A 10,927-nucleotide genomic window follows, 5' to 3' on the forward strand; every position below is an offset into this window, starting at 1 on the left:
CCGCGTGGCAACGCCGCAGGCAACGCAGGCGCCAACCGCCCGCGCCAGAACAGCGGCCCGCGTGCCGATGGTCGCCCGGCCCAGCCGCGCGGCGAAGGGCGCAGCGAGTTCCGCTCCGAAGGGCGTGGTAATTCTGAAGGCCGCAGCAACGCTGCGCGCCAGCCCGATCCGCTGCGCACCGGCATTGACGCCCTGGGCGAACGTGGCCAGCGCCACCGTGGCCGCAATGGCCGCCCGGGGGGCGGTCAAGGCAAGCCTGCGGGCGGTGGCGGTATCGACCCGCTGCGCACCAGCTTTGGTCGCATCAAGTAAGCGTTCATTTGCACGAGGTTTTTGTCATGCGATTCCTGCACACCATGTTGCGCGTGGGCAACCTGCAACGCTCCATCGACTTCTACACGCAAGTGCTGGGCATGCAGTTGCTGCGCACCTCCGAGAACCCGGAATACCGCTACTCGCTGGCGTTTCTGGGTTTTGAAGGCGGCAACCCAGCCCAAGCCGAGCTGGAGCTGACCTACAACTGGGATGTGGACAGCTACGAGCTGGGCACCGCCTACGGCCACATCGCACTGGGCGTGCCCGATGCCTACGCCGCGTGTGAGGCCATCCGCGCAGCGGGCGGCAACGTTACGCGCGAGGCGGGCCCGGTCAAGGGCGGCACCACGGTGATTGCGTTCGTGACCGACCCGGACGGCTACAAGATCGAGCTGATCCAGCGCGCCGACGACCACGCGCACGGCCAGGGCCTGCGCTGATACAGCAGCGGCGCGGCGTTACGGCGCGGCGCTGGTGCCTGAAGGAGCGGCGGTCTTGACCGCCGCTTTGCCGTTGTTGGACGGGTGCTGGAAGTAGACCGGGTACAACTTTTGCACCAGCGGGCCGTCAAAATCCCACGTCACGCACTGGCCCAGGTGCATGGGCGGCTGGTTGGCGCTGGCGGTGCCGGACAAGCCGCCCGGCAAGGCCTGGAACGCCGCCGTGGCCACGTTGAACAACAGCTCACGCACATGGGCACAGCCTTGCACACCGCCCAAGTGCTGCTCAATGGCCTTGCGCCAGCCCGGCCCCAGCGTGCTGCCTACCATGTGGTGCAGCGGTGGCAAAGCCTGCTGGCAGTTGCCGTGCGGCACGTCGTTCATGGACGCAGCAATGTCGCGCACCACCATCTGGGTGTCGATGGTGACACGCAACTGGATACCGTGGATGGGCTCGCCCGCCTGCCAGACACGTTCGTAGGGCAGTTCCAGCGGGTGCGTCTTGCTGTCGTGCAACTCGGCTTCGATGTCCCACAGGCCATCATCGCGCCGGTAGGCCTGGAACGTGATGCGTCGGGTGTGCATCTGGTGGCGCGGTTGCGCGGGCGGCAGTGGCATGGCGGCGGCCTCTTTGTGGTTCAGGCGCGTGCGCTGGTGTCGAAGGCCACCTGGCCCGCCACCAGCGTGGTGCGCACCGACACCGGCAGCTCGTGGCCCTCGAACGGCGTGTGCTTGCCCTGGCTGCGCAGGCTGGCCTGCGTCACGCGCCAGTGCTGGGCGGGGTCGATGATGCACAGGTCGGCCACGCCGCCTTCCACCAGGCGGCCCACGCTGGCTTGCAACGTGCCCAAACTGCGGCCCAATACCTGCGCCGGGCCTTGCGTGAGCACCGCCAAGGTGCGTTGCAGCGGTACGCCATCTTGCTCGGCCCACTTCCAGGCCAAGCCCAGCAGCAGCTCCACGGCGGTGGCGCCGGGTTCGGCATCGGCAAAGGGCAGTTGCTTGGCATCGGCATCGACCGGGTTGTGGTCGGACACCAGCGCGTCGATGGTGCCATCGGCCAGTGCGGCGCGCAAGGCATCGCGGTCGCGTTGCTGGCGCACCGGTGGCTGCAAGCGCAGACGACTGTCGAAGAAGCCGATGTCGGTATCGGTCAAATGCAAATTGTGGATGCTCACATCGCACGTCACGGGCAAGCCTTCGGCTTTGGCCTGTTGCACCAACTCCAGCCCAGCCGCACTGCTGATGCGACACAGGTGCAGGTGTACGGTTTCGCCACCAGTTTTGCACACACCGCGCAACAGTTCTAGGATGGTGTGCAGCGCAATCACCTCCGCCGCAGCCGGAATGCCACTCAGGCCCAAGCGCGAGGCCAGCGCCCCACTGGCCGCCACGCCCTTGCCGAGCCAGAAGTCTTGCGGGCGCAGCCACACGCTGTAACCAAAGGTGGCCGCGTACTGCAACGCACGTTGCAACACCTGGGTGTTGACAATCGGCACCTCGGCTTGCGTGAAACCAACGCAACCGGCCTCGGTGAGTTGCACCATTTCGGTCAACACTTCACCCTTCAGGCCACGGGTCAGTGCCCCCAGCGGGAACACCCGGGCTTGGTGCAGCTTTTCGGCGCGGAATTTGAGCATATCCACCAGACCGGGCTCGTCCAACACCGGCTCGGTGTCGGGCGGACACACCAAACTGGTGACACCACCGGCCACAGCAGCGCGCATTTCGCTTTCCAGCATCCCGGTGTGTTCCTGGCCTGGCTCGCGCAGGCGCATGGACAAATCCACCAGCCCCGGTGCCACGATGCAGCCGCTGGCATCGATGGTGCGGTGCGGCGTGAAGTCGGCGGGCACCTTGCCAATGCCGATGATGCGCCCGGCGGCAATCGCGACATCGGCCACACGGTCGGTTTGGGTGGCGGGGTCGATCACGCGGCCATTTTGAATCAGGATTTTCATGGGGTCGTTCCTCACGCTTCGTTGCCAGCCACAATGCCCATCACCGCCATGCGCACGGCAATGCCGAACGTCACCTGCGGCAGCACCACGCTTTGCTGGCCATCCACCACGTGCGAGTCGATTTCGACCCCACGGTTGACGGGGCCGGGGTGCATCACAATCGCGTCGGGCTTGGCCCAGCGCAGCCGCTCGGGCGTGAGGCCAAAGCTCTTGAAGTATTCCTGGCTCGATGGCAGCAGCGCACCGCTCATGCGCTCGTTTTGCAGGCGCAGGGTGATGACCACATCGGCGTCCTTGATACCCTCTTCTAGCGTATGGCACACACGCACACCCATCTGGGCAAAATCGCTGGGCACCAAAGTGCGGGGGCCGACCACGCGCACATCGGGGCAACCCAAGGTGGTCAAGGCATGGATGTCAGAACGCGCCACGCGCGAATGCAGCACGTCGCCCACAATGGCCACCGACAGGTTGGTGAAGTCCTTTTTGTAGTGGCGGATGGTGTACATGTCCAGCAGCCCCTGCGTGGGGTGGGCGTGGCGGCCATCGCCCGCATTGACCACGTGGACGTGGGGTGCCACATGTTGCGAAATCAGGTACGGCGCACCCGATTCGCTGTGGCGCACCACGAAAATGTCCGCCGCCATCGCGCTCAGGTTGGCAATGGTGTCCAGCAGCGACTCGCCCTTGGCGGTGGAACTGCGCGCAATGTCGAGCGTGTACACGTCGGCACTCAAGCGCGTGGCGGCAATGTCGAACGTGGTGCGGGTGCGGGTACTGTTTTCAAAGAACAGGTTGAACACGCTCTTGCCCCGCAACAGCGGCACTTTCTTGACCTCACGGTCGCCAATGCTGACGAAGTTGGCCGCGGTGTCCAGAATCTGCGTCAGGATGGCACGCGGCAGCCCTTCGGTGGACAGCAGGTGAATCAGCTCACCGTTCTTATTCAGTTGGGGATTTTTCATCGAGAAGCTCCAGAAGCCTGAACTTGGGCGCTTTGCTCTTGCACCACAAAGCGGAAGGTGCCGTCGTCGGCCTGTGCCAGTTCGAACGACTGGCGCGGCCCCAATGGCAAACGGCCCGCCGCAAAGTCGGCGCTCATGGGCAGCTCGCGCCCACCACGGTCCACCAGCACCGCCAAGCGCACGCTGGCCGGACGGCCATAGTCGAACAGCTCGTTGATGACGGCGCGCAAGGTGCGCCCGGTGTAGAGCACGTCGTCGATGATGAGCACGTGCGCGCCATTCACGTCAAACGGCAGCCGGGTTTGCTGGGCGCTGGCGCTCAAGCCGCGCTGGCCATAGTCGTCGCGGTGCATGGCGGCGGAGATCACGCCCGCCTCGCCGGGCAGCCCCAATTCGCGCTGCAAACGCGCGGCCAGCCACGCCCCGCCCGAGGTCACACCCACCAGCCGCAACGGCACACCCGCTGCCGCCAGCAGAGCCTTCACGCCACGCAGCAACTCGGCGTAGAGTGCTTCGGCATCCAATTGCAATTGACTCAAGGCAAACTCCTTAAAAACTGTTCCAGGATGATGCAGGCCGAAGCGGCATCGGCATCTTTGGCCCCAAAGGAATGGGCTTCGGTGGTGCTGTAACGCTCGTCCACCTCGTGCACCGGCAGGTTGAAGCGCCCGCGCAACTGGCGCGCAAATTTGAGCGCACGGGCGGTATTGTCGTGCGCGGCACCGTCGGGGTGGTAGGGCACGCCCACCACCAGCGCGTTGGGTTGCCATTCGTGGATGCGGGCCGCAATCTGCACAAAGCGCGCATCACCTTCGGCCTTGATGGTGGCTTGTGGCGACGCGGTGCGGCTGATGGTGTTGCCGCTGGCCACGCCGGTGCGCTTGAGGCCGTAGTCAAAGGCCAAAAAGGTGTGCGCGTTCATGCGTGCCCCGCCTCGGCGGTCAGCATCCAGGCCTGCACGCCCAACAAGGCCAGCGCCTTGTCGTAACGCTGCTCGACCGGGGTGTTGAAGATCACCGCCGGATCGGCAGCCACGGTCAGCCAGCTGTTTTCGGCCAATTCCACCTCCAGCTGGCCCTCGCCCCACGACGAATACCCCAGCGAAACAAACACGTTCTGCGGTCCTGCGCCGGAGGAGATGGCCTCCAGCACATCGCGCGAGGTGGTCATTTCCAGCACACCGCCTTCAATGTGCAAGGTGGACGCATACGCCGATGGCAGCGGCACAGTGTCCAGCTGCAACGTGGCCACGGTTTTTTTGCGCGAACGGCGTTTTTTCGGCGCAGGTTCGGCCTCGGCGGCCGGGGCTTCGGTCGGTTCGGGAAAGCTGTCACCACGCTCCATGCGTTCGGCGGTGCGCAAACCATGCAAAGCGTCGTGCAGGGCCTTGGCCACTTCGGGCGGGGTGTGGTCGTGCCCGACCGGAAGCACCGCGCCCATGGTTTCGTGCAGCACAAAACCGCGCTCGGTTTGCAGCGGGCCACCGTGGAACACGGGCATGCCCCGCACATCGGCGCGGCGCAGCGGCAACTCCAGCTTGTCGAACAGGTCTTCGAGCTTGATGTCGCTGGGCTTGTTGACGATCAGCCCCAGCGCACCGCGCGGGCTGTGCTCGCACACGTACACCACACTTTTGCCAAAAAATTCATCGTTCAGACCGGGCATGGCGATCAAGAAGTGGTGGGTCAAGTTGAAGGAGGCGGGATCTGAACTCATGGCGCGGATTTTACGTGGGCGGCAGCCACACCGTGCCAAGAATGCTGCACAGACGTACAATAAGCCGTACAACAAGGAGCTTTTTGATGGATGCCATTTCGTACTCCGCCGCCCGCGCCAACCTGGCGCAAACCATGAGCCGGGTTTGCGACAACCACGAACCGCTGATCATTACCCGCAACGGGCAACCGTCGGTGATCATGCTGTCGCTGGAAGACTTTACCGCGATGGAGGAAACGACCTACCTGCTGCGCAGCCCCGCCAACGCCAAGCGCCTGATGGCAGCGGTCACCCAGCTCAACGCAGGCCAAGGCGTTGAAAGAAAGCTGAGCGAGTGAAGTTGGTGTTTGCCGAAACGGCTTGGGAAGACTACCTGTACTGGCAGCACCAAGACCGGCGCATGGTGGAGCGCATCAACAAACTGATCAAGGAAGTGCAGCGCGATCCGTTTGCAGGCATCGGCAAACCGGAACCGCTCAAACACGCCTTGGCCGATTTTTGGTCACGGCGCATCACGGACGAGCACCGGCTGGTGTACCGCGTGGACGACGACGCGCTGCTGATTGCGCAGTTGCGGTATCACTATTGAACTGGGTGGGTAATCATCTGGAACGCGACATCTAACGCTCGGCTTTGTGGCGTGCCGGAGCGCAGCGTAGGCGCGTCCGACAACAGCCGTTTGTTATATTTTTGGCGTACCACTTATAACTGTAAGCAATTGAATGATAATAATTGCAATAGCCCAGCCGATAAAAATATTTCTCCGAGAGCTGGGATTCCGTTTTGTTTTAAAACAGGATGCTACTCCAACATGTACTATTGGAAATAGTATTGACCCCCCAAATGCTTTCGCCAAGAATTCAGAAAATGCTGCTGGATGATCGAAAAGTGCCGTAGAAAACACCATCCCATAATCTTCGTAAAACATGGTGCAAAACGCCACGAGATACGAAATAAAAGATAAGGAAGCCGCTAGTGAAAGTGAGGTTTCATTTTTTGGATTTTCTGTAGCATCCAACGCTAATTCATTTTCCATTTCTTGACTTTGTCCAAGCTCAAGGTAAATCAGTATAGCCAGTGGAAGTAACCCTATTCCAAAAACCATAACCAATGCCGCAGAGACGAAATAGACAAAAATCTTTTGCCCTTTAGTCATATTTTTATACCAATTCTTCACTCTTATCTCTCCATTTTGTGTATTTTTGTCCAGATTAAATCGTTAGGCTCCATCGACTATTGCAAATACAACTTCATTTTCATAAACGCACTGCCCCTCGGAAACTTTTCCAATAAAGCCCCACTGTCCTTTGTTGAAACTCTGCAAATTAGCATCAGAATAACTGCTCGGTGCGAAGGCTTCTTCATCACTTATCCAGTAGACCACTTTGCCAAGGTCATCTTTAACGGTCGTGCCGTCGAATAAACCTATTACAGCACCACTTGAATCTATTACCTTTTTCAAAATAAAACTCCAAATCCTGGATACAAGAAATATAACGCCTGAATTCACGGGCGGTGCGCCGTCCCGTGCAATGAAACGGTTAGGTGATATTTAAACAAAGAAGGAAGAAGGTGATGCCAGACTACGTGATTGAAATTGATGCCGTGGGCGGCCCATGCTGGGTAGCGTCCGGCGGCGGCGACCCAGAGCGAACGCACTGCATCGATCATGCGGAGACGTATGCAACGGAGCGCGAGGCCATTGAGAATGCTGCGGCATTTCGCAGTAAGTATCCGGCGCGCCGGTTTGCGGTGCGTGTGAAGCCACCTAACGTTTGGTTAAGGGGCGGGCTTTAGCCCGTCCCAGTGAGCGGAGCGAACGGTTTGAACCATTTGTTAGGATTATTTATTTTGTTCGACTACTTCTATACCGGCTGATTTGTACCTAGAAAGAGCATCTAACCCATCCCAGTCTTTGGGCATTTTATGTGCAAGACCATGCTTAAAAAGAGCTGCATCTTCTTCTTTAGTGATTGTGCAGGCGAATAAATTCTGATCTAGCAAGTCCTTGACAGTATTAGTGTTCACATCCTGCATGGAGAGGGCTTTTTCCAAGATGTACTTAAAAGGTATTGCATGATCATATACCAAGTTACCATTGTTATCTGGAATGTTTTGGGCAGCAACAGAGCGATATTTGCTCGATGAATATTTATTGATGCCGTACTTCTTTTCCCATAGGAAAAATACTGGTTCGCGAAGTGCTTTGCTGTAGCATGATTTTGGCATCCCCATGTCTTTGACTTTTTTGCAGTATTTAATTGCCTCTACAATAAGTTCTAAGTTTTTAGTGTGGATGTCTGTCATGGAGTTGATTACCTAACGTTCAGTATACACCGAAATCGGTGTATACTCATTTAAAACACAGGTGTATAACAAAACCAAAAGCCATCTTGCATGCTGCAATAACACACCGTTTTCGCGGTCTATGCTCCAAGAAACACACCCTCCCAAAAAACTGCTGGATCAGTTGCGCGACAAGATCCGTCTCAAGCACTATAGCTTGGCTACAGAACGCCAATATACCCACTGGGTAAAGCGGTTCATCCTTTTTCATGGCAAACGCCACCCCAAAGACATGGGATCGGTGGAAGTGGAGGATTTTCTGACCCACTTGGCGGTGCAAGGTCAAGTATCGGCCTCCACGCAGAATCAAGCCCTATCGGCCTTGTTGTTTTTGTACCGCGAAGTGCTAGAACAGGATCTTCCTTGGCTGCAAGAGGTAGTCAGGGCCAAGCGACCCGCCCGCTTACCCGTGGTACTGACGCAAACCGAAGTGGCTGCGATATTGGAACGCATGCAAGGTATGCATGGTTTAATGGCTCGCTTGCTGTATGGCACCGGCATGCGGCTGATGGAGGTGGTGCGGTTGCGCGTCAAGGATGTGGATTTTGAACGCGCTGAGGTATTGGTACGCGACGGCAAAGGCGGCAAAGACCGCATCACCATGTTGCCACGCAAATTGGCCGCACCGTTGCAGGAGCATTTGGCATGGCGCCGCCGTTTGTTTGAAGACGATGCAGCCAAAGGCATGGCCAATTTTTTTTTACCTGATGCACTGGAGCGCAAATACCCCAACGCCAGCACAGAATGGGGTTGGCAATATATCTTCCCTTCAGGCAGTTATTCGGTAGATCCACGCAGCGGAGCAGAGCGCCGCCACCACATGGATGAAAAACTGTTACAACGGGCCATGAAAAAAGCGGTGCTGGCCGCTGATATTGCCAAACCCGCCACCCCCCACACCTTGCGCCACAGTTTTGCCACCCACTTGCTGCAAAGCGGCTACGACATCCGCACCATCCAAGAATTGCTGGGCCATGCCGATGTGGCCACCACCATGATTTACACCCACGTGCTGAACCAAGGCGGACGTGGCGTACTCAGCCCATTGGATCAACTGTAATTCGTTATGCCCCACCGCCCCCCCAAGAAATACGACGCTGGCCTGATGTGGTTCCGGCGCGATTTGCGTGCGGACGACAACGCCGCGCTGTACCACGCCCTCAAGAGTTGCAAAAAGGTGTGGTGCGTGTTTGTGTTCGACACCACCATCTTGCAGCCGTTGCTGGAACGCGGCTTGCAGGCCGACCGGCGCGTGGAGTTCATCCACGAATCGCTGATCGACTTGGACGAACAACTGCGCGCGCTGGGCCGCAGCAACGGGGCCGAGGGCGTGGGGCTGCTGGTGCGCCACGGCCCGGCGCTCGATGTGGTGCCGCGCGTGGCGGCGCAACTGGGCGTGCAGGCGGTGTTTACCAACCACGACGATGAACCCGCCGCGCTGGAGCGCGACCGCCACGTGCTGGGCACGCTGGCGCACACGGGCGTGATGCTGCACCACTACAAGGACCACGTCGTTTTTGAGGGCCGCGAGGTGGTCACGCTCAACGGCCAGCCGTTCAGCGTGTTCACGCCGTACAAGAACGCCTGGCTCAAAAAAATCACGCCGTTCTACCTGCAAGCCTACCCGGTGGAGCGTTACGCCGACGCGCTGGCCCCATTGCCCGCCGACCAAGCCCCAGGCGTACCCACGCTGGAAGCCCTGGGTTTTGCGCCCACCAATTTGCGCGCACTCAAAATCAAGACCGGCAGCCGGGGCGCACGGGCCTTGCTGGAGGACTTCAGCAGCCGCATTGAGCATTACCAGCAAGCGCGGGACTACCCCGCCATCAAAGGCCCGAGTTACCTGAGCGTGCATTTGCGCTTTGGCACCATCAGCATCCGGCAACTGGCCAACATGGCGCACGCGCTGCACCAGCGGGGTCAGGCCGGGGGCAGCACATGGCTGAGCGAGTTGATTTGGCGCGATTTTTACCACCAAATTCTGGCCAACCATCCGCACGTGGTGGAACGCAGCTTCAAGCCCGAATACGATGCCATCCGCTGGGAACACGGCAAGCACGCCGAGGCGCTGTTTGCGGCCTGGTGCGAAGGCCGCACCGGCTACCCGCTGGTGGACGCTGCCATGCACCAGCTCAACCAAACGGGCTACATGCACAACCGCCTGCGCATGGTCACGGCCAGCTTTTTGTGCAAAGACTTGGGGCTGAACTGGCGTTGGGGCGAGCGTTATTTTGCCGAGCGGCTGATCGACTTTGACCTGGCCGCCAACAATGGCGGCTGGCAGTGGGCCAGCTCCAGCGGCTGCGATGCGCAACCGTACTTCCGCATCTTCAACCCCGTCAGCCAAAGCGAGAAGTTTGACCCACAGGGCAAGTTCATCCGGCGTTATCTGCCGCAGTTGGCCGCACTGCCCGATGCCGCCATCCACGCCCCGTGGCAAGCCAAACCGCTGGAGCTGCAAACAGCGGGCATCACATTGGGCCAGGACTACCCCCACCCCGTGGTGGACCACGCCGCCGCACGCGAAAAAACGCTGATGCGCTATGCGGTGGTCAAAAAGCCACGGGCCTGAGCAGGGAAAACATGGGCAAAATCGTCCTTTACTGCCAGCCGGGGGCCAAACAGACACAGTTGGTCGGCACCCACGATGGCAAACCCAAAATCCAGCTCAAAGCCCCGCCAGTGGACGGCGAGGCCAACAAGGCGCTGATTGTGTTTCTGGCACAACGCTGTGGCGTGCCCAAGTCGGCCATTTCGATCGAGATGGGCACCAGCAGCCGCACCAAGCGGGTGGCGGTGGAAGGCGTGTCGGACACCGAACTGCAAGCGGCACTGCAGTTACCGGCGTGAGCACGGCGGCGAGTGCTTCGAGACCGTGCTCGACGAAGACCGGCTCGACACCTACAAGCTCATGGCGCTGCGGGTAAGGCTGGTGGGGTGAGGGGTTTGTGTCCCCCCCAGCGCGCGGGGGGGGAACTAGCCCGGATATTTCACCATAGCCCGTAGAAATGAGGACGACATTGCCCTTGAAATGCCCGAACATCGAGGTATCGAATCTGGATGAGAGGACGGGCAATGCCGAAACCAAACTGTACACCGCAAACAACTGCCGATGAGGTTGGCGTGATTGATTTTGGCCGACTGGGCCGACGCAAGATCGAGGGCCGCTTCGATGGCGGCAGCA

15 protein-coding genes and 1 pseudogene are annotated in these 10,927 nt (G+C 59.7%); 7 read left to right on the forward strand and 9 right to left on the reverse strand.

Annotated features, from left to right (window positions below):
• Nucleotides 1–312, forward strand: a pseudogene (locus CON76_RS13000) (hypothetical protein); the annotation flags it as partial.
• A 26-nt stretch (nucleotides 313–338) separates the two neighbouring features.
• The gene (gene gloA, locus CON76_RS01330) at nucleotides 339–755 is read left to right on the forward strand and encodes a lactoylglutathione lyase (RefSeq protein ID WP_101101340.1); all 417 of its coding nucleotides are present in this window, start codon (nucleotides 339–341) and stop codon (nucleotides 753–755) included.
• 18 nt (nucleotides 756–773) lie between these two features.
• On the opposite strand, the gene CON76_RS01335 is transcribed toward gloA, so the two are convergent.
• The 6 genes from CON76_RS01335 to CON76_RS13780 are packed head-to-tail and all read right to left on the reverse strand — an operon-like array spanning nucleotide 774 to nucleotide 5,397.
• Entirely contained in the window at nucleotides 774–1,373 is a 600-nt protein-coding gene (locus CON76_RS01335; protein WP_101101342.1) for a DUF2889 domain-containing protein, read from the reverse strand.
• Between the two features lie 20 nt (nucleotides 1,374–1,393).
• Nucleotides 1,394–2,716 (reverse strand): dihydroorotase, encoded by a 1,323-nt coding sequence (locus tag CON76_RS01340; RefSeq protein ID WP_101101343.1) that lies wholly within the window; start codon nucleotides 2,714–2,716, stop codon nucleotides 1,394–1,396.
• 11 nt (nucleotides 2,717–2,727) lie between these two features.
• Complete coding sequence (locus tag CON76_RS01345) at nucleotides 2,728–3,681, reverse strand: aspartate carbamoyltransferase catalytic subunit (protein ID WP_101101345.1); 954 nt, start codon at nucleotides 3,679–3,681, stop codon at nucleotides 2,728–2,730.
• Entirely contained in the window at nucleotides 3,678–4,220 is a 543-nt protein-coding gene (gene pyrR, locus CON76_RS01350) for a bifunctional pyr operon transcriptional regulator/uracil phosphoribosyltransferase PyrR (RefSeq protein ID WP_101101347.1), read from the reverse strand. The genes CON76_RS01345 and pyrR overlap by 4 nt, the downstream gene beginning before the upstream one ends.
• A complete protein-coding gene (gene ruvX / locus CON76_RS01355) occupies nucleotides 4,217–4,603 on the reverse strand; it encodes a Holliday junction resolvase RuvX (RefSeq protein ID WP_101101349.1) in 387 nt (128 codons plus the stop codon). The genes pyrR and ruvX overlap by 4 nt, the downstream gene beginning before the upstream one ends.
• Nucleotides 4,600–5,397 carry a YqgE/AlgH family protein gene (locus CON76_RS13780; RefSeq protein ID WP_420812876.1) on the reverse strand — a complete coding sequence of 266 codons (798 nt, stop codon included), beginning with the start codon at nucleotides 5,395–5,397 and terminating at the stop codon, nucleotides 4,600–4,602. Before CON76_RS13780 ends, ruvX begins: the two co-directional genes overlap by 4 nt.
• 86 nt (nucleotides 5,398–5,483) lie before the next feature.
• On the opposite strand from CON76_RS13780, the gene CON76_RS01365 reads away from it, so the two are divergent.
• Nucleotides 5,484–5,735, forward strand: a complete 252-nt coding sequence (locus tag CON76_RS01365) for a type II toxin-antitoxin system Phd/YefM family antitoxin (protein WP_101101351.1) — start codon at nucleotides 5,484–5,486, stop codon at nucleotides 5,733–5,735.
• Nucleotides 5,732–5,986 carry a Txe/YoeB family addiction module toxin gene (locus CON76_RS01370; protein ID WP_101101353.1) on the forward strand — a complete coding sequence of 85 codons (255 nt, stop codon included), beginning with the start codon at nucleotides 5,732–5,734 and terminating at the stop codon, nucleotides 5,984–5,986. The genes CON76_RS01365 and CON76_RS01370 overlap by 4 nt, the downstream gene beginning before the upstream one ends.
• A gap of 93 nt (nucleotides 5,987–6,079) precedes the next feature.
• On the opposite strand, the gene CON76_RS12685 is transcribed toward CON76_RS01370, so the two are convergent.
• The 3 genes from CON76_RS12685 to CON76_RS12695 form a co-directional block, all read right to left on the reverse strand.
• Entirely contained in the window at nucleotides 6,080–6,574 is a 495-nt protein-coding gene (locus CON76_RS12685) for a hypothetical protein (RefSeq protein ID WP_145995291.1), read from the reverse strand.
• Nucleotides 6,575–6,616: 42 nt separating this feature from the next.
• Nucleotides 6,617–6,907 (reverse strand): hypothetical protein, encoded by a 291-nt coding sequence (locus CON76_RS12690; protein WP_145995292.1) that lies wholly within the window; start codon nucleotides 6,905–6,907, stop codon nucleotides 6,617–6,619.
• A gap of 332 nt (nucleotides 6,908–7,239) precedes the next feature.
• Nucleotides 7,240–7,704 (reverse strand): hypothetical protein, encoded by a 465-nt coding sequence (locus tag CON76_RS12695; protein ID WP_145995293.1) that lies wholly within the window; start codon nucleotides 7,702–7,704, stop codon nucleotides 7,240–7,242.
• Nucleotides 7,705–7,825: 121 nt separating this feature from the next.
• On the opposite strand from CON76_RS12695, the gene CON76_RS01380 reads away from it, so the two are divergent.
• Genes CON76_RS01380 through CON76_RS01390 form a run of 3 tightly spaced genes read left to right on the forward strand, consistent with a single transcriptional unit; the run spans nucleotide 7,826 to nucleotide 10,593 of the window.
• A complete protein-coding gene (locus CON76_RS01380) occupies nucleotides 7,826–8,803 on the forward strand; it encodes an integron integrase (protein WP_101101357.1) in 978 nt (325 codons plus the stop codon).
• Nucleotides 8,804–8,809: 6 nt separating this feature from the next.
• Nucleotides 8,810–10,315 carry a cryptochrome/photolyase family protein gene (locus CON76_RS01385; RefSeq protein WP_101101359.1) on the forward strand — a complete coding sequence of 502 codons (1,506 nt, stop codon included), beginning with the start codon at nucleotides 8,810–8,812 and terminating at the stop codon, nucleotides 10,313–10,315.
• An 11-nt stretch (nucleotides 10,316–10,326) separates the two neighbouring features.
• Entirely contained in the window at nucleotides 10,327–10,593 is a 267-nt protein-coding gene (locus CON76_RS01390; protein WP_101101361.1) for a DUF167 domain-containing protein, read from the forward strand.
• Nucleotides 10,594–10,927 lie beyond the last annotated feature (334 nt).

Source organism: Macromonas bipunctata (assembly GCF_002837135.1).
Classification (GTDB): Bacteria; Pseudomonadota; Gammaproteobacteria; order Burkholderiales; family Burkholderiaceae_C; genus Macromonas_A; species Macromonas_A bipunctata.